Source organism: Methylibium rhizosphaerae, from assembly GCF_006386545.1.
Lineage (GTDB): Bacteria > Pseudomonadota > Gammaproteobacteria > Burkholderiales > Burkholderiaceae_C > Pseudorivibacter > Pseudorivibacter rhizosphaerae.
Window position 1 is genome coordinate 117,484 of record NZ_SWAR01000005.1, and the last position, 23,095, is coordinate 140,578.

At 70.7% G+C, this 23,095-nt stretch carries 25 protein-coding genes; 11 read left to right on the top strand and 14 right to left on the bottom strand.

Annotation, left to right across the window (positions count from 1 at the left end):
- The first annotated feature begins 35 nt into the window (after positions 1–35).
- Entirely contained in the window at positions 36–2,111 is a 2,076-nt protein-coding gene (gene recG / locus E8D38_RS06015) for an ATP-dependent DNA helicase RecG (protein WP_140626859.1), read from the top strand.
- 17 nt (positions 2,112–2,128) lie between these two features.
- On the opposite strand, the gene E8D38_RS06020 is transcribed toward recG, so the two are convergent.
- The 3 genes from E8D38_RS06020 to E8D38_RS06030 all read right to left on the bottom strand — a co-directional run bounded on the left by E8D38_RS06020 (position 2,129) and on the right by E8D38_RS06030 (position 4,160).
- Entirely contained in the window at positions 2,129–2,641 is a 513-nt protein-coding gene (locus E8D38_RS06020) for a tetratricopeptide repeat protein (protein WP_181178949.1), read from the bottom strand.
- Between the two features lie 178 nt (positions 2,642–2,819).
- On the bottom strand, positions 2,820–3,563 hold the full coding sequence (locus tag E8D38_RS06025; protein ID WP_140626861.1) for an anti-sigma factor: 744 nt from the start codon (positions 3,561–3,563) through the stop codon (positions 2,820–2,822).
- A gap of 3 nt (positions 3,564–3,566) precedes the next feature.
- A complete protein-coding gene (locus E8D38_RS06030; RefSeq protein WP_140626863.1) occupies positions 3,567–4,160 on the bottom strand; it encodes a sigma-70 family RNA polymerase sigma factor in 594 nt (197 codons plus the stop codon).
- A gap of 278 nt (positions 4,161–4,438) precedes the next feature.
- Between E8D38_RS06030 and E8D38_RS06035 the strand changes: the two genes are divergently transcribed.
- From E8D38_RS06035 to E8D38_RS06040, 3 genes are all read left to right on the top strand, one after another.
- A complete protein-coding gene (locus E8D38_RS06035; RefSeq protein WP_140626865.1) occupies positions 4,439–5,362 on the top strand; it encodes a LysR substrate-binding domain-containing protein in 924 nt (307 codons plus the stop codon).
- A 76-nt stretch (positions 5,363–5,438) separates the two neighbouring features.
- Positions 5,439–5,573, top strand: coding sequence for a hypothetical protein (locus E8D38_RS29275; protein WP_281286084.1), 135 nt, complete (start codon positions 5,439–5,441; stop codon positions 5,571–5,573).
- Between the two features lie 63 nt (positions 5,574–5,636).
- Positions 5,637–6,158, top strand: a complete 522-nt coding sequence (locus E8D38_RS06040) for a Dps family protein (protein ID WP_140626868.1) — start codon at positions 5,637–5,639, stop codon at positions 6,156–6,158.
- A 31-nt stretch (positions 6,159–6,189) separates the two neighbouring features.
- On the opposite strand, the gene E8D38_RS06045 is transcribed toward E8D38_RS06040, so the two are convergent.
- The 3 genes from E8D38_RS06045 to E8D38_RS28800 form a co-directional block, all read right to left on the bottom strand.
- Positions 6,190–7,074, bottom strand: a complete 885-nt coding sequence (locus E8D38_RS06045) for an Fpg/Nei family DNA glycosylase (RefSeq protein ID WP_140626870.1) — start codon at positions 7,072–7,074, stop codon at positions 6,190–6,192.
- A gap of 29 nt (positions 7,075–7,103) precedes the next feature.
- A complete protein-coding gene (locus tag E8D38_RS06050; protein ID WP_140626872.1) occupies positions 7,104–7,937 on the bottom strand; it encodes an outer envelope protein in 834 nt (277 codons plus the stop codon).
- Positions 7,938–8,269: 332 nt separating this feature from the next.
- Positions 8,270–8,896 carry a hypothetical protein gene (locus E8D38_RS28800; RefSeq protein WP_246099369.1) on the bottom strand — a complete coding sequence of 209 codons (627 nt, stop codon included), beginning with the start codon at positions 8,894–8,896 and terminating at the stop codon, positions 8,270–8,272.
- Between the two features lie 32 nt (positions 8,897–8,928).
- Here E8D38_RS28800 and E8D38_RS28805 point away from each other — a divergent pair, with 32 nt between their 5' ends.
- Both E8D38_RS28805 and ubiA read left to right on the top strand, forming a co-directional pair.
- Entirely contained in the window at positions 8,929–9,669 is a 741-nt protein-coding gene (locus E8D38_RS28805; protein ID WP_246099370.1) for a reverse transcriptase family protein, read from the top strand.
- Positions 9,670–9,677: 8 nt separating this feature from the next.
- The gene (gene ubiA, locus E8D38_RS06060; RefSeq protein ID WP_140626874.1) at positions 9,678–10,559 is read left to right on the top strand and encodes a 4-hydroxybenzoate octaprenyltransferase; all 882 of its coding nucleotides are present in this window, start codon (positions 9,678–9,680) and stop codon (positions 10,557–10,559) included.
- 43 nt (positions 10,560–10,602) lie between these two features.
- Here the strand turns inward: ubiA and E8D38_RS06065 are convergent, their stop codons facing one another.
- The 4 genes from E8D38_RS06065 to E8D38_RS06080 are packed head-to-tail and all read right to left on the bottom strand — an operon-like array spanning position 10,603 to position 13,521.
- Positions 10,603–11,082: an anthrone oxygenase family protein gene (locus E8D38_RS06065; protein ID WP_140626876.1), complete on the bottom strand. Its 480-nt coding sequence runs from the start codon at positions 11,080–11,082 to the stop codon at positions 10,603–10,605.
- A gap of 5 nt (positions 11,083–11,087) precedes the next feature.
- Complete coding sequence (locus E8D38_RS06070; protein WP_246099371.1) at positions 11,088–11,594, bottom strand: SLOG cluster 4 domain-containing protein; 507 nt, start codon at positions 11,592–11,594, stop codon at positions 11,088–11,090.
- Positions 11,595–11,599: 5 nt separating this feature from the next.
- Positions 11,600–12,061 (bottom strand): methyltransferase family protein, encoded by a 462-nt coding sequence (locus E8D38_RS06075; RefSeq protein ID WP_140626880.1) that lies wholly within the window; start codon positions 12,059–12,061, stop codon positions 11,600–11,602.
- 20 nt (positions 12,062–12,081) lie between these two features.
- Positions 12,082–13,521 (bottom strand): short-chain fatty acyl-CoA regulator family protein, encoded by a 1,440-nt coding sequence (locus tag E8D38_RS06080; protein ID WP_140626882.1) that lies wholly within the window; start codon positions 13,519–13,521, stop codon positions 12,082–12,084.
- 167 nt (positions 13,522–13,688) lie between these two features.
- Between E8D38_RS06080 and E8D38_RS06085 the strand changes: the two genes are divergently transcribed.
- From E8D38_RS06085 to mmsB, 5 genes are read left to right on the top strand one after another with little or no spacing between them, the layout of a single operon-like run.
- Positions 13,689–15,200: a CoA-acylating methylmalonate-semialdehyde dehydrogenase gene (locus E8D38_RS06085; protein ID WP_140626884.1), complete on the top strand. Its 1,512-nt coding sequence runs from the start codon at positions 13,689–13,691 to the stop codon at positions 15,198–15,200.
- Between the two features lie 60 nt (positions 15,201–15,260).
- Positions 15,261–16,421, top strand: a complete 1,161-nt coding sequence (locus E8D38_RS06090; RefSeq protein ID WP_140626886.1) for an acyl-CoA dehydrogenase family protein — start codon at positions 15,261–15,263, stop codon at positions 16,419–16,421.
- Positions 16,418–17,209, top strand: coding sequence for an enoyl-CoA hydratase (locus E8D38_RS06095; protein ID WP_140626888.1), 792 nt, complete (start codon positions 16,418–16,420; stop codon positions 17,207–17,209). The genes E8D38_RS06090 and E8D38_RS06095 overlap by 4 nt, the downstream gene beginning before the upstream one ends.
- Positions 17,202–18,326 carry an enoyl-CoA hydratase/isomerase family protein gene (locus tag E8D38_RS06100; protein WP_140626890.1) on the top strand — a complete coding sequence of 375 codons (1,125 nt, stop codon included), beginning with the start codon at positions 17,202–17,204 and terminating at the stop codon, positions 18,324–18,326. The genes E8D38_RS06095 and E8D38_RS06100 overlap by 8 nt, the downstream gene beginning before the upstream one ends.
- A gap of 22 nt (positions 18,327–18,348) precedes the next feature.
- A complete protein-coding gene (mmsB, locus tag E8D38_RS06105) occupies positions 18,349–19,254 on the top strand; it encodes a 3-hydroxyisobutyrate dehydrogenase (RefSeq protein ID WP_140626892.1) in 906 nt (301 codons plus the stop codon).
- A 13-nt stretch (positions 19,255–19,267) separates the two neighbouring features.
- Here mmsB and E8D38_RS06110 read toward each other — a convergent pair whose 3' ends face one another.
- From E8D38_RS06110 to E8D38_RS06125, 4 genes are all read right to left on the bottom strand, one after another.
- Positions 19,268–20,575 carry a Glu/Leu/Phe/Val family dehydrogenase gene (locus tag E8D38_RS06110; protein ID WP_140626895.1) on the bottom strand — a complete coding sequence of 436 codons (1,308 nt, stop codon included), beginning with the start codon at positions 20,573–20,575 and terminating at the stop codon, positions 19,268–19,270.
- Between the two features lie 257 nt (positions 20,576–20,832).
- The gene (proC, locus tag E8D38_RS06115; protein ID WP_140626897.1) at positions 20,833–21,648 is read right to left on the bottom strand and encodes a pyrroline-5-carboxylate reductase; all 816 of its coding nucleotides are present in this window, start codon (positions 21,646–21,648) and stop codon (positions 20,833–20,835) included.
- A gap of 12 nt (positions 21,649–21,660) precedes the next feature.
- Positions 21,661–22,116, bottom strand: a complete 456-nt coding sequence (locus E8D38_RS06120) for an Sbal_3080 family lipoprotein (RefSeq protein ID WP_140626899.1) — start codon at positions 22,114–22,116, stop codon at positions 21,661–21,663.
- 34 nt (positions 22,117–22,150) lie between these two features.
- On the bottom strand, positions 22,151–23,002 hold the full coding sequence (locus E8D38_RS06125; RefSeq protein ID WP_140626902.1) for a LysR family transcriptional regulator: 852 nt from the start codon (positions 23,000–23,002) through the stop codon (positions 22,151–22,153).
- Between the last annotated feature and the right edge of the window lie 93 nt (positions 23,003–23,095).

Sequence of the window (23,095 nt, forward strand, 5' to 3'; positions counted from 1 at the left end):
TAGCAGCGGCGCCCGAGGCGGCAGAATGCCCCGCCATGTCGAACGACGAGTCGAAGGCTTCAGTCAAGCCGGTGAAGGCCGAGAAGTCCGCCCCGCAACGGGCCATGGAAAAGCTCGGCCTGCTGCGCGACATCGACCTGGCCCTGCACCTGCCGCTGCGCTACGAGGACGAGACCCGCATCACCCGCATCGCCGATGCGCGCGACGGCGAGCCCGCGCAGGTCGAGGGCGTGGTGACCGACAGCCGCATCGAGTTCCGGCCGCGAAGGCAGCTCGTCGTGCGGCTCGACGACGGCAGCGACGAACTGGTGCTGCGCTTCCTGCACTTCTACCCTTCGCACCAGAAGGCGCTCGCCGTGGGCAAGCGCCTGCGGGTGCGCGGCGAGCCGCGCGGCGGCTTCCTCGGCCGCGAGATGGTGCACCCGGCCTTCAAGCCGGTGGACGAGGACACGCCGCTGGCCGCCGCGCTGACGCCGGTGTATCCCACCAGCGCGCAGCTGCCGCAGGCCTACCTGCGCAAGGCGGTGACCTCGGGGCTCTCGCGTGCATCGCTCGACGAGCTGCTGCCGCCGGCCATGGTGCCCCGGCACCTGCCCACGCTGAAGGAGGCGCTGCACTTCCTGCACCACCCGGCGCCGGACGTGAGCCTGGCCACCCTCGAAGATCATTCGCACCCTGCCTGGCAGCGCCTCAAGTACGAAGAGCTGCTGGCGCAGCAGCTGTCGCAGCTGCAGGCGCAGCGGGAGCGCGCCGCGCTCAAGGCCCCGGCATTGCGCGCGCGGCCCGGCGGCCTGCACGAGAAGCTGCTGGCCGCCCTGCCCTTTGCGCTCACGAAGGCGCAGCACCGCGTGGCAGAGGAGATCGCGCACGACCTCGCGCGGGCCCAGCCGATGCACCGCCTGCTGCAGGGCGACGTGGGTTCGGGCAAGACGGTGGTGGCCGCGCTGGCGGCCGCGGTGGCCATCGACGCCGGCTGGCAATGCGCGCTGATGGCGCCCACCGAGATCCTCGCCGAGCAGCACTTCCGCAAGCTGGTGGGCTGGCTGGAGCCGCTGGGCATCGGCATCGCCTGGCTGACCGGCAGCCGCAAGGGCAAGGCGCGCACGCAGATGGTCGAGCGGGTGAGAAGCGGTGAAGCGCAGCTGGTCGTCGGCACGCATGCGGTGATCCAGGACGACGTGCAGTTCGCGAAGCTCGGCCTGGCCATCATCGACGAGCAGCATCGCTTCGGCGTGCAGCAGCGCCTGGAGCTGCGGCGCAAGCTCGAAAGCGCCGGCGGCGAGGCACTGGAGCCGCACCTGCTGATGATGAGCGCCACACCCATCCCGCGGACGCTGGCGATGACCTATTTCGCCGACCTCGACGTGAGCACCATCGACGAGCTGCCGCCCGGCCGCAGCCCGATCGTCACCAAGGTGTTCGCCGACGGCAAGCGCGACGACGTGATCGCACGCATCCGCGACGAGGTCGAGCGGGGCCGGCAGGTCTACTGGGTGTGCCCGCTCATCGAGGAGAGCGAGGCGCTCGACCTGCGCAATGCCACCGAGACCCACCAGCAGCTGGTGGAGGCACTGCCCGGCCACCAGGTGGGCCTGCTGCACGGCCGCATGCCGGCCGGCGAAAAGGCCGCGGTGATGGGACTGTTCACCGGCGCCCGGATGAGCGTGCTGGTGTCCACCACCGTCATCGAGGTGGGCGTCGACGTGCCCAATGCGAGCCTCATGGTGATCGAGCATGCCGAGCGCTTCGGCCTGTCGCAGCTGCACCAGCTGCGCGGCCGCGTGGGCCGCGGCTCGGTGGCCAGCGTGTGCGTGCTGCTGTACACGCCGCCCCTGTCGGACACGGGCAAGGCCCGGCTGAAGGCGATGGTCGAGACCACCGACGGCTTCGAGATCGCCCGGCGCGACCTCGATATCCGCGGGCCCGGCGAGTTCATGGGCTCGCGCCAGTCGGGCGCGCCGCTGCTGCGTTTCGCCGATCTCGCCGAGGACGAGGCGCTGCTGCGCGAAGCGCGGCGCGTGGCGCCGCAGCTGCTGGACCGCCACCCGGCCGCCGCCCGGGCGCACGTGGCCCGGTGGCTGGGCGGCAAGGCGGAACTGCTGCGGGCCTAGCGGGCCGGGGCCCCGGCTTACCAGCCGCCGTTGCCGTCGGCCGCCACGTACTTGTTGCCCGCCTTCCTGTAGGACTCGACGGCCTTCTTCAGGTCGCGGTATTCGGCGCAGGAGAAGGTGCACACCTTGTCGAGCGTGGCCAGGCGCTCCTCGGCCTTGGCCAGGTCGCCCTTCATCAGGTAGAGCTCGCCGGAATACTCGAGAGCGCCGCGGTGCTTCGGGTCGATGCGCAGCGCTTCGTTGTAGTGGCGCTCGGCGGCGTCGTAGTCGGGCGTCTTGGCCTTGCGGTACGAGTAGCCCATGAGGTTGTTCCAGTCGGCGCTGTCGGTGGCATTGACCTTCTTGAGCTCGTCGATCGCGGCGACCCACTTCTTCGCGGCGATCTGCTCGCGCGCGGCCGCCAGCGGGTCGGCCTTGGCCGGCACGACGGCCGGGCCGGTGTCGGCTGCGAAGCTCGCGGTGGCGACCAGGGTCAGCGCGATGGCGGCGCACAGCTGGGTGAAACGGGCGGTGGTGCTGCGGGTGTGCATGAAGGGCTCCTCGGTTCGGTGATCGGTGGGCGGACGGACGGACGTTCAGGTCACGAGGACAGCGGTCGCATCGTAGGACTGTCGTTCGCGCCTGGCACACCCACTTACGGCAGCAGCCCGCGCGGCGGACGCACCGGCCGGCCGCCTCGTTGTGACAAATTGCTTTGGGCCGGCCCTGCTACCAGAGCTTGACGCAGTTGCCCGAGACCACGAAGCCGGTGCTCGGGGGGTCGCCGGCAGTCATGGGCCGGTCTTCGAACGTGACCCCCAGCCGCGGCACCTTGGCGAACAGCACCTCCGAGGTGGCCGGCAACGGCACCAGCGACTTGCCCGGCGTGTCGCCCACCACCGCCAGCGGCACCGGTGGGCCGTCGGTCGGCAGGGCCCACAGCTGCGCCACCTTGCCCTGCGGCACGCCGAGCGGTCGCAGCAGCCGCAGCGTGAGCTGCCGCCCGTGCCGCAGCGACCCGGCGAGCAGCACCGGCTGCTGCTGTGCGTCGGTCAGCACGCCGACGTAGCTGGGCGCGAAGGTGTCGGTGGACGCCTGCAGCCCGACGAGTTCGGGCTGGCTGCGCAGCACCAGCACGCACAGCAGCACGCCGGCAAGGGCCCCGCCGAGCGGGCGGGCGGCCATGCCGAGCCAGCTCCAGAGGGGCTGCAGCGCCGGCCTGGCTGCGGCCGCCGCCGCAGGTGCAGCGAACAGCCGCTGCTCCAGCCCCTGCCACACCGCCGGCGACGGCTGCATCTGCGGCACGCTGTTCGCGAGATGCCCCAGCCGCTGCTGCCAGCGCACCACCGCCATCGCGGCCAGCGGCGCGCGGCGGCGCAGTGTCTCGAAACGACGGCGCGCCGGGCCCTGCAGCGTGCCCAGCGCGTATTCGCGCGCCAGGCGGTCGAGCAGTTCGGGGCGCAGGTAGTTCATGGTTCAGGCGGCTTCGATGCCTGCAGCCTGCAGGCAGTCCTTGAGCTTGTCGAGCCCGCGGCGCACCCAGGCCTTGGCCGTGCCCAGCGGTGCGTTCAGCGCTTCGGCGATCTCGGTGTGCACCATGCCGCGGTAGTAGGCGAGCGCCAGCGCCTGGCGCTGCGAAGCCGACAGGCTGCCCATGCAGCTGTCGATGTTGAGCTTGGTGAGGCTCTCGTCCAGCAGGTGCTGCGGTTCCCAGTGGTCGTCGGCCGCGATGTCGAAGTCGTCGTCGATCGCGGTGGTGCTGGCCTTTTCGGTGCGGCCAGAGCGCGCGGCGTCGATCGCCTTGTTGCGCACGATGTTGATCATCCACGTCATGGGCGTCGCCACGGCGGCGTTGTAGCTGGCGGCCGCATGCCAGACGTTCATGTAAGCCTCCTGCAGCACCTCCTCGGCCCGCTCGCGCTGGCCGAGCACCCGGAAGGCGATGCCCAGCAGGTGACTGCTGGTGGCGCGGTACAGCGCCTCGAAGGCGACCCGGTCGTGCAGGGCCACCCGGGCCAGCAGGCTGGCGAGGTCGGGCGGCGGGCTCTTGGCGACGACGGGGCGTTGCATGGCGCGGGCAGTGTAGCGGCGGCCCCTTCGCGCCGGCTATCCCCCGGCCCCCCTGGTCAGCCAGGCCGGTTTCGCCATTGGCGTTTTCGATTGGATGCACCCCGGGTATCGCAAAGAACCGGTTTTGCGCAAAATCGCGGCATGACCCTCACCGAGCTCCGCTACATCGTCACTGTCGCCTGCGGAGGGCGAAAGAGGGGCCCCGCCGCAGGCGGGGATCGCAGCCCGCAGCAGGCGGTGGGCGACGGCGGCGCGTATGCCGCCATGGAAGTTGGAACATGACCCTCACCGAGCTCCGCTACATCGTCGCCGTCGCCCGTGAGAAGCACTTCGGGCGTGCGGCCGAGGCCTGCTTCGTGTCGCAGCCCACGCTCAGCGTCGCGATCAAGAAGCTGGAGGACGAACTCGACGTCAAGCTGTTCGAGCGGGGCAGCTCGGAGGTGAGCGTCACGCCGCTGGGCGAGGAGATCGTGCGCCAGGCGCAGGCCACGCTCGAGCAGGCCGCCGCGATCAAGGAGATCGCCAAGCGCGGCAAGGACCCGCTGGCCGGCCCGCTGCGGCTGGGCATCATCTACACCATCGGCCCCTACCTGCTGCCCGAGCTGGTGAAGAACGCCATCGAGCGGGTGCCGCAGATGCCGCTCATGCTGCACGAGAACTTCACCGTCAAGCTGCTGGAGCAGCTGCGCACCGGCGAGCTCGACTGCGCGATCATGGCCGAGCCCTTCCCGGACACCGGCCTTGCCATCGCGCCGCTGTACGACGAGCCGTTCGTCGTGGCGGTGCCCAGGACCCACCCGCTGGCCCGGCGCGACAGCATCTCGGCGCAGGAGCTCAAGCAGGAGACCATGCTGCTGCTGGGCACCGGCCACTGCTTCCGCGACCACGTGCTGGAGGTCTGCCCCGAGTTCGCGCGCTTCGCGAGCGACGCCGAAGGCATCCGCAAGAGCTTCGAGGGTTCGTCGCTCGAGACCATCAAGCACATGGTGGCCTCGGGCATGGGCATCACCGTGGTGCCGCAGCTGTCGGTGCCGGCGGATCCGCAGGCGCACCTCGCCTACGTCCCCTTCACCGAGCCGGTGCCCACCCGCCGTGTCGTGCTGGCGTGGCGCCGCACCTTCACCCGCTACGAGGCGATCGCGGCGCTGCGCAATGCCATCTACGCCTGCACGCTGCCGGGTGTGACGAGGCTCACCGCCTGAGCCGGGCTTGACGATCCTCAAGCCCGCAGGCAACCGCCCGAGGCAGCATGGCAGGGCCCATACGAAGGAGCCCACCATGAAGACCACCCCCACCGCCCCTTCCGGCCGCATCGAACTGGCCCGCGTGCGCGGCTGGCTGGGCTTCGGCCTGGTCGCCGCCGGCATGCTGTACTGGTTCGCCGACCTCGCACACTGGCTGGCGCCCGCCTGAACGCCTGCGCCGGCAGGCTGGGCTAAAGTGCGGCGCCATCGAAGCCCACCCTCAGGAGCGCCCATGGCCAAGAGCAAGAACGCCAGCACCGCCGCCGGCAGCAGGAACGTGCCGCCCATCAGCATCGGCATCAGCGACAAGGACCGCGCCGCCATCGCGAAGGGCCTGTCGGCCCTGCTGGCCGACACCTACACGCTCTACCTCACCACGCACAACTTCCACTGGAACGTCACCGGCCCGATGTTCAACACGCTGCACACCATGTTCATGGCGCAGTACACCGAGCTGTGGAACGCGGTGGACCCGATCGCCGAGCGCATCCGCTCGCTGGGCCATGCGGCGCCGGGCTCCTATGCCGAGTTCGGCAAGCTCAGCTCGCTGAAGGACGCGCCCACCACGCCGCCCAAGGCGCTGGACATGGTGCGCATCCTGGTCGAAGGCCATGAAGCCGTGGCCCGCACGGCTCGCAGCATCTTCCCCGCGGCCGGCAAGGCCGACGACCAGCCGACCGCCGACCTGCTGACCCAGCGGCTCGACGTGCACGAGAAGACCGCCTGGATGCTGCGGTCGCTGCTGGAGGAATGAGCCAGGAGCCCGGGCGCACGGGCTTCGTCCGCTAGGGCTCGATGTCGTCGATGTGCCGCGGCCAGCTCGCCTTGAGCAGCCGCGACAGCGCCCGGTCCGCCAGCAGCTTGCCGCCGGTCTGGCAGCGGGCGCAGTAGTTGGTCTCGTTGTCGGCGAACACGATGTGCTGCACCGGCGAGCCGCACACCGGGCAGGGCTGGCCGTAGCGGCCGTGCACCGCCATCGCCGGGTGGAACGCGGTCACCTTGTCGGGCCAGTCGCCCGCCTCCTGGCGCAATCGGTCGGTCCATTCGGCCATCACCTGCCGCGTCGCCTCGAACAGCGCGCGGACCTGCGCGTCGTCCATCGAGCGGGTGAGCATCACCGGCGACAGCCGGGCGCGGAACAGGATCTCGTCCGAATACGCATTGCCGATGCCGCTGAACAGGCGCGGGTTGGTGAGCGCGCGCTTGAGCGTGTGGTTCTCGGCACGCAGGCGCTCGGCAAACGCGGCCACGTCGCTCGTCATCACGTCGATGCCGCCCGGGTCCATGGCGGCCAGCGCCTCGCGACCGGCCACCAGGTGCATGGCCGCGCGGCGCTTGCTGCCGGCTTCGGTGAGCGCCAAGGTGCCGTTGTCGAACACCAGCGCCGCCAGGGTGATCTTCGCCGGCGGCCTGGCGCCCGCTGCGAGCCAGCGCAGCCGCCCGGCGATCATGAGGTGCAGCACCAGGAAGAGCTCGCCCTCGAGTGCCAGCACCACCCGCTTGCCCAGCCGTTCGGCCCCTTGCACCTTGCGGCCCTCGGCCGTGCCGATGGAGGGCACCGCAGTGCGCAGCACGAAAGGGTGCAGCACACGCACCGCTTCGAGCCTGTGGCCGAGCACCTTGTCCTGCAGGCGCTCGATGTAGACGCTGATGTCGGGCAGCTCCGGCATCGGGCGAGTGTGCCACCCGCAAGCAAGGGTCAGAAGTGCGCTTCGAGCTGCAGCGAAGGCGCCGACACCCGCGTACCCGGCAGCGACGACGGGTTGCCGAACTTGTTGCGGATGTACTGGTAGCCCAGGCCGGCGTAGAAGGTCTTGGGCTTGCCGGCGGCGGCGCCCAGGTCCCACAGCAGCGAGGTCTCGAGCCAGGTCTCGGCCGCGGTCTCGCCGCCGAAACCGTCGCGGCCCTTCTTGCCGGTGTAGTTGGCCCATCCCTTGAACACCATGGGCAGCCCGGCGTCGAAGCCGAAGTTCCACACCGTCGAAAGGCGCGGCGCCGCATCGAAGTCGACATCCTGGCCGGCGATCGAGTTGTTGTTGGTTTCCTTGTAGTACAGCAGGCCGAGGGTCAGGAGGCCGGGCACGTCGAACTCGACCTTGGGGCCGGCGATGAACTTCAGCAGCCCGGCGCCGAAGGCGTCGTTCTTCGAGTTGAAGTCGAAGCCGGCCTGCAGGCCGACGTCGCGCACTGGGCCGAACCTGAAGGTGTCGCCGCCCGAGAGCTTGCCCAGGCTCAGGGTGTGCTGGTAGACGACGTAGACCTCGTGTGCGCCGCGCGGGCTGTTGTTGGCGGTGTTGGCTTCGTCGGACTTCAGCAGCTCGGCATTGAAGAAGTTGGTGCCCCACCGGTAGCCGCCCACGTACTGCAGGTTGACCAGGTGCTTGGTCACGTCGGCGTCGCTGCCGGGCTCCTTGAACTTGCTGCCGTGGCCGTAGCTGATGAAGGCATCGCTCCACTCGGCGGCGCGGGCGGTGTTGCTCAGGCCGAGCAGGGCTGCGGCCGCAACGGGCAGCAGGCGGGAAAGGCGGGTCATGGTCTTGTCTCCTCGAACGGATGTCGTTGTGCTTGCGTGCGTGAGCTGCAGCGCGGCCGCGAATGCGGACCGCGAGCCATTGGACGGGGCCGGGCACCTTTCGACATACGGCAGGAGGCATGCACGCCATCGGTCAGCGCGTATGCAACGCGGCGCCGGGCGTGTTAGGTCCGTATGATCCCGCGCGGCGGCTGCACCTCAAGGGCATGGCAAACACTCGTCGAGCCTCGGCCCGGCAGGTTTGCGCTGCGGGGCACCCCCGCGGCGGTTGATGGAGTCAGGCGTTTCAACGCACGAGCGGCGTTGCGCCAGGGCGCGATGATGCTCGCGCTTCACCGGCAGGTTGGGGAGGCAGCCGCCCCTTTTGCCGAAGAACCATCACGACGACGATGAAAGACCCGCAGCGTGTCGAACTGGCAGCCCGGACGATGGCGCGCGCGATGCTGGCTGGCGAATCCGACCGCGACGGGCTGCTCGCCCGCGCGGCGGTGGCCCTCGCAGGCGAACCCGCCTGGCTGGCTCCGCTGATCGACGAGCTCGCCGCACCCTTGCAGGCGCTGTGGCCCTATCTCGATATCGACACGCTGGCCGCCCGGCTGCAGGCCCACCCGCGTTTCGAGCACGCCTGCATCAGCGCCTGGCCGCCACAGGTCCGGCGCTTCATCCTGCGGCCCTTGCACATGCTGCCCTCGCCGCTGGGCCTGCACGAATGGCCGCGGCCGGCCTTGCCCACCTTCGACGCGCTGGCGCAATGGCTGCAGCTGGAGCCGCGCACCCTCGAATGGCTGGCCGGCCCGACGGCGCGATGGCCCGCGGCCGGGCTCGCGCAGCACCACTACCGCTGCCTGCTGCAGCCCAAGCGCAGCGGCAGCCTGCGCCTGATCGAGGCCCCCAGGGCCCGGCTCAAGGCAGCGCAGCGCCGGTTGCTCGAAGGCCTGCTGCAACTGGTGCCGGTGCATGACGCAGCCCACGGCTTCGTGCCGGGCGCAGCGTGGTCACCCATGCCCGCCTGCATGCCGGCCAGCCGGTCGTGCTGCGCTTCGATCTGCGCGACTTCTTCACCAGCATCCGCGCTTCGCGCATCCATGCGCTGTGGCGCACGCTGGGCTACCCGCTGCCGATCGCCCGCGCCCTCACGACGCTCACCACCACGCACACGCCGCTCGCGGTGCGCCAGCGCCTGCGCGAAGACGGCTCGCTCGACTGGCAGGCCGCCCGGCGCCTCGCGTCGCCGCACCTGCCGCAAGGTGCGCCATCGTCGCCCGCCCTTTCCAACCTGTGCGCCTTCGGGCTCGACTTGCGGCTGGACGCGCTGGCCCGCAGCCTGGGCGCGCGCTACTCGCGCTATGCCGACGACCTCGTGCTCTCAGGACCCCGACTGCTGGCTCAGCGGCGCGATCCGCTGCAGGCGCTGGTGGCCGCCATCGCGCTGGAAGAAGGCTTTGCACTCAACCACCGCAAGACGCACTGCCTGTCGCAAGGGCGGCGGCAGCTCGTCACCGGCATCGTGGTGAACCAGGGGCTCAACACGCCCCGCGAACAGTTCGATCGCCTGAAGGCGGTGCTGCACCAGTGCGTGCTGCACGGCCCGGCCTCGCAGAACCGCGAGGGCCATGCGGACTTCCGTGGACACCTGCGCGGGCAGGTCGCCTGGCTGGCGCAGCTCAACCCGGCGCGCGGCGCGAAACTGTCGGCCCTGTTCGAGCGCATCGACTGGGCTCGAACTCGATAATCCCGCGCATGTCCGCCCTGCCCGCCTCGCGCCTGTCGCTCTACCTCGACCTCATCCGCTGGAACCGCCCCGCGGGCTGGCTGCTGCTGCTGTGGCCCACGCTCGCGGCGCTGTGGATGGCCGCAGGCGGCTTTCCCGGCTGGCACCTGCTGGCGGTGTTCACTCTCGGCACCATCCTGATGCGCAGCGCCGGCTGCTGCGTCAACGACGTGGCCGATCGCGACTTCGACAGGCATGTGAAGCGGACCGCGCAACGGCCGGTGACCAGCGGCGCGCTGCCGGTGCGCGAAGCCCTGCTGCTGGGCGCTGTGCTGGCCCTCGCAGCCTTCGGCCTTGTGCTCACCACCAATGCACTCACGATCGGGATGTCGTTCGCGGCGCTGGCGGTGGCCATCGGCTACCCGTATGCCAAGCGTTTCGTCTCGATGCCGCAGGCGGTGCTGGGCGTGGCCTTCAGCTTCGGCATCCCGATGGCCTTTGCGGCGGTGCGCTCGGAGGTGCCGGCGCTGGCCTGGTGGCTGCTCGCGGGCAACCTGTTCTGGGTGCTGGCCTACGACACCGAATACGCGATGGTCGATCGCGACGACGACATCCGCATCGGCATCAAGACCTCGGCGCTCACGCTGGGCCGCTTCGACGTGGCCGGCGTGATGAGCTTCTATGCGATCTACCTGGCCGGCTGGGCGGTGCTCGGCTGGCAGCAGGGGCTGCGCTGGGTGTTCCTGCTGGGCATCGCGGCCGGCGCGGCGCAGGCGCTGTGGCACTACACGCTGATCCGCACCCGCACGCGCGAAGGCTGCTTCAAGGCCTTCCGGCTCAACCACTGGGTGGGGTTTGCAGTATTCGCCGGCGCGGCAGGCGATCTCTTGCTGCGGGCTGGCTCTTCATGAGGCTGCGGGACCACCGCGTCCCGAGCGACTTCGTTCCCGGGCACTACACAGAGACGGCCAGCGCCCACGCTGAGCAGGCGCAAGCGGCCAGCGCGGCCACCGTGCGCACGTGATTCCAGAAGGTCCACTCGCGCACATAGACCGGCCAGTACGCGGCCGCTTCGGCCGAAGCGGCGGCCAGCCGCGCCAGCCGCTCGTTGCGCGGCACGTTGAACGCCATCGTGGTGCCGAAGCAGCCGACGGCGTACAGCAGCGAAGCGGCCAGCAGCCAGGCCGAGCCGGCCTGCGACCATGACATGAGCGCAAGGACTGCCGCCGCGGCGCAGAGCACCGCGGTGCCCATGAAGACGCCGAGGAAAGACGGGTTGAGCACCACGACGTTGATGCGCTGCATCGCCGCGATGCCCGCCTCGCCCGGCAGGTCGGCCAGCGACCGCATCACGAACGACGAGAAGCCGAAGAAGACGCCGCCGATGGCACCGGCGCCGAGGCAAAGCAGCAAGGTCAGCAGCACGGTGGACATGAGGGTCACCTGACCAGGCCGAGCGTGCGCAACTGCGCCTCCAGTTCCTGCACCGAGTGCCACGGCAGGATGGGCGAGTTCTGCCGCTCGTCCGGCGGGTTGGAAGGCAGTCCGTCGGACCAGCCGCCGCAGCCCACCAGCGGCAACAGCGGACGCTTGTGGAGCCAGGCCAGGCACACCTCCGAGATGGTGCCGGCCCGCCCGCCGATGACGATGCAGGCATCGCCGGCCAGTGCCATCAGCAGGTTGCGGGCGTCGCCCATGCCGCAGGGGATCACCACGGTGGCCGGCCAGTCGGCCGGCGGCATCTCGTCGGGCGGCACGATGCTCACCACCAGGCCGCCGGCGGCGACGGCGCGCTCGGCCGCCACCCGGGTGGCGGGGCTGCCGCAGCCGCTCACGACGGTGATGCCCAGGCGGGCCAGCGCGGCGCCTGCCGCGGCGGCCAGCTCGTAGGCCGCAGAGCCCGGCTCGGCACTGCCGAGGATGCAGATCTGCGGGCGTCGGGTCATGGAGTTCATAGCCACCTGCGAACGGTGTGGGTGTAGCGGAGGTAGTCGCCGCCGAACTGCTCGGTGAGCATCCGCTCCTCGGGCAGGATCTGGAAGCGGGTGACGTACAGCACGTACAGGGGCACCAGCAGCACGGCGGCTGCATTGGCCAGGAAGGCGGCCCAGCCCAGCAGCTGCAGCACCCGCCCGAGGTACATCGGGTTGCGGCTGAAGCGGTACACGCCGCGGCTCACGAAGGCCGACGAGCGCGACGGGTCCAGAGGGTTGACCGTGGTGCCCGCCTTCCTGAACGACAGCTGGGCTGCCAACCGCAGCACGAGGCCGGCGGCGAACAGCACGAGGGCAACGCACAGCCGGTAGACGGGCGGCACGTCGAGCGGCGGCGTGAGCTGCGCGCAGCCCCACATGAGCAGCGCGACGACCAATGCCACGACCGGCGGGGGAACCTTCAGCTCGAGCGCATTCATGGAACCGCGATTCTGTCCACTCAGGCGGCCGGCAACAACCCGCCCGGCGCCGGCGTGCCCGCGACGATCGAGGCGACCGCCCGCTGCGGGCAGTCGCCGCGTTCGCAGACCTTGCACCCCGGCCCGATCGGCGTGGCCTGGGCCCCCTTCGACGACGACAGCGCCAGGCCCTGCGCATACACCAGCCGGTGCGCCTGGCTCACGTCGCAGCCCAGCGCCACGGCGAACGTCTTCTGCAGCGACTGATAGCCCGGCGGGCCGCTGCTCACCTGGCGCGCGACCCAGAAGTAGGTGCGGCCGTCGGGCATGCGCGCGAGCTGGGTGACGATCTGCTGCGGGCGGCTGAAGGCTTCATAGACGATCCACAGCGGACAGGTGCCGCCCACGCGGGAGAAGTGGAAGGCCGTGGCCGACTGGCGCTTCGACACATTGCCTGCCCGGTCCACCCGCACGAAGAAAAACGGCAGGCCGCAGGCGCCCGGGCGCTGCAGGGTGCTGAGCCGGTGGCACACCGCCTCGAAGCCCACGCCGAAACGGAAGGCGAGGCGCTCGACGTCGTAGCGGTGCGCTTCGGCCGCTTCGAGGAAGCTGCGGTACGGCATCAGCAGCGCACCGGCGAAGTAGTTCGACAAGGCCACCCGCGCCAGCCGCCGCGTCTGCACGTCAGCGTCGAGGCCGGCCGCTGCGGCAAGGCCGTCGATCACGTCGCCGGCCTCCAGCAGCGCCAGCTCGGCCGCCATGGCAAAGGCCTGCTGCCCCACGCTCAGCGAAGGCGCAAGCCACAGCACGCGCTGCACCGGGTCGAAGCGGCGCTTGTCCATCAGGCCGTCGGGGCCGCCTGCGCCGCCGGCGGCCAGGGTGCGCACGCCATGCCGCGAGGCCAGGCGCTGCATCAGCGTTGCGGCAATGCGCTGCGGCGCATGGGCCTCCGCGTCGGCCATCGCGATCTCCTCGGCACGTTCGTCGAGCTCGGCCACGTGGTTCTGGCGCTGGTTGAGGTAGGCACGCACCGCCTCGTCGGCAGTCGGGCGGCTGTAGGCCATGTCGCGATCGCCGGCGCCCGCCTGCGCGGCCAGCAGGTCGGCGCGCTCGCCAGCGGCGCGCCACTGGCGGTGCAGGCGCAGGATGGCGCGCCCCACCTGAGGCATGTTGTCCACCAGTGCCTTGATCTCGGCCTGCGATACCGCGCCCGCGCCGTCGCTGCTGCTCGCGACCTCGCCCAGCACGGCGCGCAGGTCGGTGGTGAGCGCGGCCGCATCGTCCTCCGAGAAGAGCTGGGCATCAACGTTGAGCACCGCGCTGATCTTCAGCAGCACCGGCACGGTGAGCGGTCGCTGGTTGCGCTCGAGCTGGTTGAGGTAGCTGGCCGACAGGCCCAGCAGCCTGGCCAGCGCCACCTGGCTGAGGCCGCGTTCCTCGCGCAGGCGCTGCAGGCGCACCCCCATGAAGACCTTGCTCATGCCGCCGCCCGCCGCGCTGCTTCGCAACATTCGCAAGCCGGCGCTCTCGCCTTCGCAATACCTCGCATTTTCAGTGCTTCTACGCTGCCTACAGGCTGCGAATAATGCAAACAACCGGCCGCCTTCGCAAGCCTCGCGCTGCAGCGGAAGACACCAGGAGACCTCTCATGAGCACCCCGCAACCCCTTGCCCCCACCGTGCCGCTGCTGATCCATGGCGAGTGGGTGGAGTCACGCAGCACCCAGTGGCGCGACGTGGTGAACCCGGCCACGCAGCAGGTGCTGGCGCGCGTGCCGCTGGCCACGCCGGACGAAGTGAACGCCGCCGTCGCGGCGGCGCAGGGAACCTTCAAGGCCTGGCGAAAAACGCCGATCGCCACGCGCGCCCGCGTGTTCCTCAAGCTGCAGCAGCTCATACGCGAGCACATGGACGACCTCGCCGCCACGCTGACGGCCGAGCAGGGCAAGACGCTGGCCGACGCGCAGGGCGACGTGTTGCGCGGCCTCGAGGTGGTGGAACACGCGGCCGGCATCGGCACGCTGCAGATGGGCGAGTTCGCGCAGAACGTCGCCTCCGGGGTGGACACCTACAGCGTGCTGCAGCCGCTGGGCGTGTGCGCGGGCATCACGCCGTTCAACTTCCCCGCGATGATCCCGCTGTGGATGTTCCCGATGGCCATCGCCTGCGGCAACACCTTCGTGCTGAAGCCTTCGGAGCAGGACCCGCTGGTCACCGTGAAGCTGGCGCGGCTGGCGCAGCAGGCCGGCCTGCCGCCTGGCGTGCTGAACGTACTGCACGGCGCCGAGGAGGTGGTCAACGCGCTGTGCGACCACCCGGACATCAAGGCCGTCTCCTTCGTCGGCTCCACCCGCGTGGGCACGCATGTGTACCAGCGGGCCACGCTGGCCGGCAAGCGGGCCCAATGCATGATGGGCGCGAAGAACCATGCGGTGCTGCTGCCCGATGCCCACAAGGAGCAGGCGCTCAACCAGCTGGCGGGCGCGGCCTTCGGCGCGGCCGGCCAGCGCTGCATGGCCGCCTCGGTGGCGGTGCTGGTGGGCGAGGCGCGGCACTGGCTGCCCGAGATCGTGGAACGCGCGCGCAGCCTGAAGGTGGGCGCCGGCCGCGACAACCCCGACCTGGGCCCGGTGGTCTCGCGTGCCGCCAGGCAGCGCATCGAGCGGCTCATCGAGCGCGGCGTGGCCGAGGGCGCGCGGCTCGCGCTCGACGGCCGCGGCGTGCAGGTGCCGGGCTACCCCGAGGGCAACTTCGTGGGGCCCACCGTGCTGGCCGGCGTGAAGCCCGGCATGGCCGTGTACGACGAAGAGATCTTCGGGCCCGTGCTGGTGGTGGTGGAGGCAGCCACCCTCGACGAGGCGATCGCGCTGGTCAACGCAAACCCCAACGGCAACGGCGTGGCCCTGTTCACGCAAAGCGGCGCCGCGGCGCGCAGGTTCCAGGAAGACATCGACGTGGGGCAGGTCGGCATCAATGTGCCGATCCCGGTGCCGGTGCCGCTGTTCAGCTTCACCGGCTCGCGCGGCTCCAAGCTCGGCGACCTGGGACCTTACGGCAAGCAGGCGGTGCTGTTCCACACGCAGACGCAGACCATCACGCAGCGCTGGTTCGACGATGCCGCCTCGATCGGCAAGGTCCACACCACCATCAACTTGAAGTGACCCGCCCCCGCAGCGCCGCGCCATGCAGCAGCACACACAACCCACCACGGGAGCATGACGATGGAATTCGAGCTTTCCGAAGACCAGCGCAGCTTCCAGGGCGCCGCGCGCGACTTCGCCGAACGCGAGCTCGCGCCGCACGCGGCACGCTGGGACGCCGAGGCCGTGTTCCCGCGCGAGGCGATCCGCCGCGCCGGCGAGCTGGGTTTTTGCGGCCTGTACACCCCGCAGCACTGGGGCGGGCTGGGCCTCTCGCGGCTCGATGCGGCGATCGTGTTCGAGGAACTGGCCGCCGGCTGCACCTCGACCGCGGCCTATCTCACCATCCACAACATGGCGACCTGGATGATCGCCGCCTGGGGCCGGCCCGCGGTGTGCGACCGCTGGGTGCCGGCACTGGCGCGCGGCGACCGCCTCGCGAGCTACTGCCTCACCGAGCCGCAGGCGGGCTCCGACGCAGCCTCGCTGCGCACGCAGGCCGCAAGGCGCGAGGGCCGCTACCTGCTCAACGGCAGCAAGGCCTTCATCTCCGGCGCCGGCGCGACCGACGTGCTGGTGGTGATGGCACGCACCGGCGGGCCGGGCGCGGCCGGCATCTCGGCCTTTGCCGTGCCGGCCGACGCCCCCGGGGTGAGCTTCGGCAGGAAGGAAGAGAAGATGGGCTGGAACAGCCAGCCCACCCGCGCCGTGGCCTTCGACGACGTCGAGGTCCCCGAGGACCATCTGCTCGGCCGCGAAGGCGAAGGGTTCGCCATCGCGATGAAGGGGCTCGACGGCGGGCGCATCAACATCGCCACCTGCTCTGTGGGCACCGCGCAGGCCGCGCTCAGCCGCGCGCAGGCGCACCTCCATGAACGGACCCAGTTCGGCCGCGAGCTCGCGCAGTTCCAGGCACTGCAATTCAAGCTGGCGGACATGCTGACCGAGCTGGTGGCGGCGCGCCAGATGGTGCGCCTGGCCGCCTGGAAGCTCGACCATGCGAGCCCCGACGCCACTGCCTACTGCGCGATGGCCAAGCGCTATGCCAGCGACGTGGGCTTCGCGGTGGCCAACGAGGCGCTGCAGCTGCACGGCGGCTACGGCTACATCCGCGAGTACCCGCTGGAGCGCCACGTGCGCGATGCACGTGTGCACCAGATCCTCGAAGGCACCAACGAGATCATGCGCGTCATCGTGGCGCGCGCCGCACTGCGCGAAGGCGCACTGGAGACACTGCGATGACCCCCCTGCCCGCCTATCCCGGCCTCAGCCTGGCGCTCGACGGCCACACCGCCATCGCCACGCTGGACCACCCGCCGGCGCACACCTGGACGGCCGAAAGCCTCGCGGCGCTCGAGGGCCTTGTGGCCGACGTGTCGGCCGTGCCGGAGATCCGCGCGCTGGTGATCACCGGCAGCGGCTCGAAGTTCTTTTCGGCCGGCGCCGACCTGAAGCTGTTCGCCGGCGGCGACAAGGCTGCTGCCGCGGAGATGGCGCGGCGCTTCGGCAGGGCCTTCGAGGCACTGGCCGGCTTTCGCGGGGTGAGCATCGCGGCCATCAACGGCTATGCGATGGGCGGCGGCCTCGAATGCGCGCTGGCCTGCGACATCCGCATTGCGGAGGCCCATGCGCAGATGGCCCTGCCCGAGGCCGGCGTGGGCCTGCTGCCTTGCGCGGGCGGCACGCAGAACCTGGCATGGCTGGTGGGCGAAGGCTGGGCCAAGCGGATGATCCTGGCCGGTGAACGCATCGACGCGCATCGGGCCCTGGCCATCGGGCTGGTCGAGGAGGTGGTGCCCGAAGGTGCCGCGCTGGCCACCGCGGTGGCGCTTGCCGGCAAGGTGGCGCGCCAGAGCCCGGCGAGCGTGGCCGCCTGCAAGGCGCTGATCCAGGGGGCACGCCAGCGCCCGATGCAGCACTGCCTGCCGGTGGAGCGGGAGGCCTTCATCGACCTGTTCGACACCGCCGACCAGAAGGAAGGCGTGAACGCCTTCCTCGAGAAGCGCGCGCCGAGGTGGAGCCATGGCTGAGCCGGTGGTGCTCATCGAGGAGCACGACGCCGCCGCGGGCGGCTTCAAGGTCGGCGTGGCCACGCTCAACGCACCGGCGGCGCTCAACGCACTGAACCTCTCGATGATCCGCGCGCTGCACGAGCAGCTGCGTCAATGGGCCGACGATCCGCACGTTGCCTGCGTGCTGCTGCAAGGTGCCGGCGACAAGGCCTTCTGCGCCGGCGGCGACGTGCGCAGCCTGCATGCGGCCATCGCGGCCCATGGCGGCAGGCCTGCACCCAACCCGCAGGCGCAGGCCTTCTTCGGCGAGGAATACCGGCTCGACCATCACATCCACACCCACTCCAAGCCCATCGTCGTGTGGGGCGGCGGGATCGTGATGGGCGGCGGGCTGGGGCTCATGGCCGGCGCCAGCCACCGCGTGGTGACCGAGACTTCTCGCATCGCAATGCCGGAGGTGGCCATCGGCCTGTTTCCCGACGTGGGCGGCAGCTGGTTCCTGCGACGCATGCCCGGCCGCACGGGGCTCTTCCTCGGCCTCACCGGCGCGCCGCTGGCGGCGGCCGACGCGCTGTACACCGGACTGGCCGACCACCTGCTTGCCGAGGCGCAACGCCCGACGCTGCTGCCCGCCCTGCTGGCGCTGCCGTGGCAGCGCCAGCAGGGCGGGCAGCACAACCGGCGGCTGCTGTCGCGGCTGCTGGGCTCGCTGGCCCAGCCGCGGCCGGCCAGCGTGGTACAGGCACACCAGGCGGTCATCGACGAGATGACGGCGGGTGATGCGCTCCCCGCCGTGGTGGAGCGCATCACCGGCTACGCGGGCGACAGCGCCTGGCTGCGGCGCGCCGCGGCGGCGCTGGCGGCCGGTTCGCCGACGTCGATGGCGCTGGTGTGGGAGGCGTGGCGCCGGTCCGAGGGCCGCACGCTGGCCGAGATGCTGCGCATGGAACTCGTGCTCGCGCTGCAGTGCTGCGCCCATCCCGACTTCGCCGAGGGCGTGCGCGCACGGCTCATCGACAAGGACAACACGCCGCGCTGGACGCCCGCGACGCTCGACGAGGTGAGCCTCGCCTGGGTGGCACGGCACTTCGAAACGCCGGCCGGCTGGCCGGGGTATCCGCTCGCCGACCTGTGACCCCTGAGAAGGAGACAAGCTCATGACGACGCCCCCCCTGAACATCGCCTTCATCGGCCTGGGCCACATGGGCGGCCCGATGGCCGGCAACCTCCTGCGCGCCGGCCATCGGCTGCAGGTGTTCGATCTCTCGGCGCCGGCCGTGCAGCGGCTGGTCGACGCCGGAGCAGGCGCGGCACCCGGCGCCCGTGCGGCCGCCGAAGGTGCGCAGGTGGTCATCAGCATGCTGCCGGCCAGTGCGCACGTGCGCTCCCTCTACCTGGGCCGCGACGGCCTGGTCGATGCGGTGGCGCCCGGCACGCTGCTGATCGACTGCAGCACCATCTCGGCCGCGGTGGCCAAGGAAGTGGCCGGAGCCGCCGCGCAGCGCGGCCTCGACATGCTGGACGCGCCGGTGTCCGGCGGCACCGCGGGGGCCGCGGCCGGCACCCTCACCTTCATCGTCGGCGGCGGAGCGCAGGCGCTCGAACGTGCGCGGCCGGTGCTCGGCACGATGGGCAGGAACATCTTCCATGCCGGCGGCGCCGGTGCGGGCCAGACGGCCAAGCTGTGCAACAACATGCTGCTGGGCGTGCTGATGGCGGGCACAGCCGAGGCGCTGAACCTGGGCGTGGCGCACGGGCTGGACCCGAAGGTGCTGTCCGACATCATGAGCAGGAGCTCGGGCCGCAACTGGGCGCTGGAGCTCTACAACCCCTGGCCCGGCGTGATGGAAAACGCGCCCGCCTCACGCGGCTACGAAGGCGGGTTCGGCTGCGCGCTGATGCAGAAGGACCTGGGGCTGGCGCAGGAGGCGGCGCTCGCCGTCGGGGCGGCCACGCCGCTGGGGGCGCTGGCGCGGCAGCTCTATCAGCTGCACGGCGCCAGCGAAGCAAGCGGGCGCGGAACACTGGACTTCTCCAGCATCGTGCGCCTGCTGCAGGCTTGAGCCTGGCAATGGCTCAGGGGTAGAGGCCGCGCTCTTCCCGGGCCATCAGGATGCGCTCGCAGGCCACCGCGAACGTGGCGGTGCGCAGGCTGATCTTGTGGCGGTCGGCGGTGTCCCAGATCTTCTTCAGGGCGTCGACCATGATCTTGTCGAGCCGCACGTTGATCTCGTCCTCGCTCCAGAAGAAGGAGCTGAAGTCCTGCACCCACTCGAAGTAGGACACGGTCACGCCGCCGGCGTTGCAGATCACGTCGGGCACGACCAGCACGCCGCGCTCGCCGAGGATGTCGTCAGCCGCCGGAACCGTCGGGCCGTTGGCGCCTTCGAGCACCAGCTTGGCCTTGATGCGCTGAGCGCGGTCGGCGGTGATCTGGCCTTCGAGCGCGGCCGGGATGAGGACTTCGCAGGCCACGTCCCAGAAGGCTTCGTTCTCGATGCGCTCGGCGCCCTTGAAGTTGCCGACACCGCCGTCGCGCTTGAGCACCGGCATCAGCTCGGCCATGTCGAGGCCGTTGACGTTGTAGATCGTGCCGGTGTGGTCCTGCACCGCCACGATCTTGGCGCCGGCCTGGTGGAACAGCTCGGCCGCCGAGCTGCCCACGTTGCCGAAGCCCTGCACCGCGACGCGGGCGCCGTCGAGCGGCAGGCCGATGCGGCGCGCCGCCTCGCGGCCGGTGACGAACACGCCGCGGCCGGTGGCCTTCACGCGGCCCAGCGAGCCGCCCAGGTGGATGGGCTTGCCGGTGACGACGCCGGTGGCGGTGGCGCCGACGTTCATCGAATAGGTGTCCATCATCCAGGCCATGATCTGGCCGTTGGTGTTGACGTCGGGCGCGGGGATGTCGCGCTGCGGGCCGATGATGATGCCGATCTCGCTGGTGTAGCGGCGGGTGAGCTTCTCGAGCTCCTTCAGCGACAGCTTGGACGGGTCGACCCGCACGCCGCCCTTCGCGCCGCCATAGGGCAGGTTCACCGCGGCGCACTTCACCGTCATCCAGGCCGACAGGGCCATCACTTCCTCGAGCGTCACGTCGGGGTGGAAGCGCACGCCCCCCTTGCCCGGGCCGCGGCTCAGGTTGTGCTGCACGCGGAAGCCCTCGAAGTGGGCCACGCTGCCGTCGTCCATCTCGATCGGGCAGTCGACGATCAGCGCACGCTTGGGCCGCTTGAGCGTTTCAGCCCAGCGGGCCAGGTTGCCCAGGTAGGGGATGACGCGGTCGACCTGCGAGATGTAGGTGCCCCACGGGCTCTCCGGTGACGGGCTGACGTAGGACAGCGTGGAGGACGAAGTGTGGCCATCCTTGGACGAAGGGGTGCTCATGGCGGATCCTTTGGTTGATCGAGCGCTGGCGTTCATCAATGGGTTTCGCGAGCGCTTGTGGCGCACGCGGCGCTCGGGGCCGGACTGTAGGCGCGCAGGCACCGAATTTGTCACGGTGGCTCATGCCTTGTTTGCATGACCTGCGCGAGCCGCGTTCATCAACCGGGGACTGCGACCCTCAAGACAGCGCTGGCAGTGTGGCACCGGGCCGCCCGGACGGCACAGTGCCGGCGATGGCGCAAGGGGTTTGGCGGCGCTCAGCGGCCGAATTCGTCGCCGAGCTCGGCAGCGCGATGCTGCGCTGCACGCAAGGCCGCGACGAACGCGTCCTTCATGCCGGCGGACTCCATCGCAGTGAGCGCCGCGTGGGTGGTGCCGCCCTTGGACGTGACCCGCTCGCGCAGCACCGAAGGCGGCTCGGGCGAGCGGCGCGCCAGCTCGGCTGCGCCGGCAAAGGTGGCGACGGCCAGCGTCTTGCCCTGCTCGGCCGACAGGCCCATCTGCTCGGCGGCAGCCATCATCGCCTCGACGAAATAGAACACATAGGCAGGGCCCGAGCCCGACAGTGCGGTCACCGCGTCGAGGTCGGCCTCGCGCTCCACCCACAAGGTGCTGCCGGTGGGCGCGAGCAGGGCCTGCGCCTCCTGCCTTTCGCCCGCACTCACCGCCGGCCGCGCATACAGGCCCGCAATGCCGGCACCGATGAGCGCCGGCGTGTTGGGCATGCTGCGCACGATGCGCTCGGTTCCGAGCAGGCGCGCCATGTCGTCGCTGCGGATGCCGGCCATCACCGACAGGTGCAGCGCGCCCTTCACGAACGGCGCGCAGGCCTGCGCCGCCTGCTTGAACTGCTGCGGCTTGATGGCCCACAACACCAGCCCGGCACGCGACAGCGAAGCATCGGGGGCTCCCAGCGCCGTGACGCCGAACTCCTGCTGCACGCGCTCGCGCGTGCCGTCATGCGGGTCGAGCACAAGCATGTCGGCCGGCTTGCGGCCGCTCCTGACGAGTCCGCCGAGGATGGCACTGGCCATGTTGCCGCCGCCGATGAATGCAAGGGTGTCGATGGTCATGGTCACTCCGACTCAGGACTTGGCCGGCGCCTTGGCGAACAGCCGGTCCGTCAGTTCGCGGATCTTCTTGCCGGCATCGATGAACTTGTCCAGGCTGCCCGCGCCCTGGGTCGCGTCATACAGTGCCTCTCCTGCCGGCTTGCCATCCACGAAGACCTTCAGCTCGGCATACGCCATGTAGAGCCGCAGATCCCAGCTCCAGCGTGCGTTGTAGGTCGAAACGAGGGGGCAGGCGTCCAACGGCGTCGCCATGGGCAGCAGGCGCACGACCAGGCCGTTGGCTTCCAGCGCGCGGGTGTATTCGTCGAGGAACCCCTTTCGGACTGACGGGGACTCGACCACGCAGATCTCGGTGTGCTGACCCTGCGGCACAGGCTTGACGGTCTGGTGGATGGCGCAGGCAGACAGCGCCAGCGCTGCCAGGAGCGCGAGCAGGCCTGTCATGTTGAAGCTGCGGCGCAGGTTCATGGCGTGGTTCTCCGGAATAGAGGGCGAGGGATTATCAAGTGCCAGTGGCAGCCCAGCGCCGCAAGGCCTGGGCGACTTTGTACACCTCGGGCTTCCACAGCAGGTAGAAGGCGAGCCTGCCCGGAGATGGCCAGCGCGACGCGCGCCCGGTGCCCCAGGCAGCGAGATCGGACGGGATCGCCGCGGCGTTGAGGCAGCCGACACCCCAGCCGGCGCGCACGGCTGCCACCGCGGCCTGGCTGCCGGTGCAGCTGACCTGCACGTGGTGCGCCCGGCCGCTGCGCGCCAGGGCGGTGAGCGCGATCTCGCGCACCGGGCACTCGGGACCGAGCAGCACCAGCGGTGTTGATTTGTCGCTGGCAGGCACATGGCCGGCCGCGGCGACCCACGCCAGGGGCTCGCGGCGCAGCAGCCGCGCCCCGGCCACCGGCTGCGTGCTGGTGACCACGGCCAGGTCCATCTCGCCGGCCTGCCACAGCCGCCGCAGCGGCGCCGAGTTCGACCACATCAGCTCGAAGCGCGCCTGTGGCGCCGCTTCGCTCAGCACCGCCAGCAGTTCGGCCAGCTTGCCCGGGAAGAAGTATTCGGACAGCCCCAGCCGCAGCACCGGCTGCCGGGCCGCGGCAGGCTGCACCGAGGCGCGCGCCTGCGCCTGCAGATCGATCAGCGTGCGCGCGTGCGGCAGGAAGCGCTCGCCGGCCTCGGTGAGAGCCAGCGCCCGCGTGGTGCGCTCCACCAGCCGCGTGCCCACCGCCGCTTCGAGCTGCTGCAGGTGCGTGCTCACCGCCGACTGCGTGCGGTGCACCTGCTGGGCGGCCCGGGTCACCGAGCCGGCCTGCGCGATGGCGACGAAGCTACGCAGCCATGAAGGGTCCAGGTCAGTCATCTCGTTGTCTGATGAATGGCATCGAATCTATCTGCTTCCAAGAACGATGCTCGCTGCCTAGAGTGAGGCTGTCAACACGGTCTTCCTCATCTT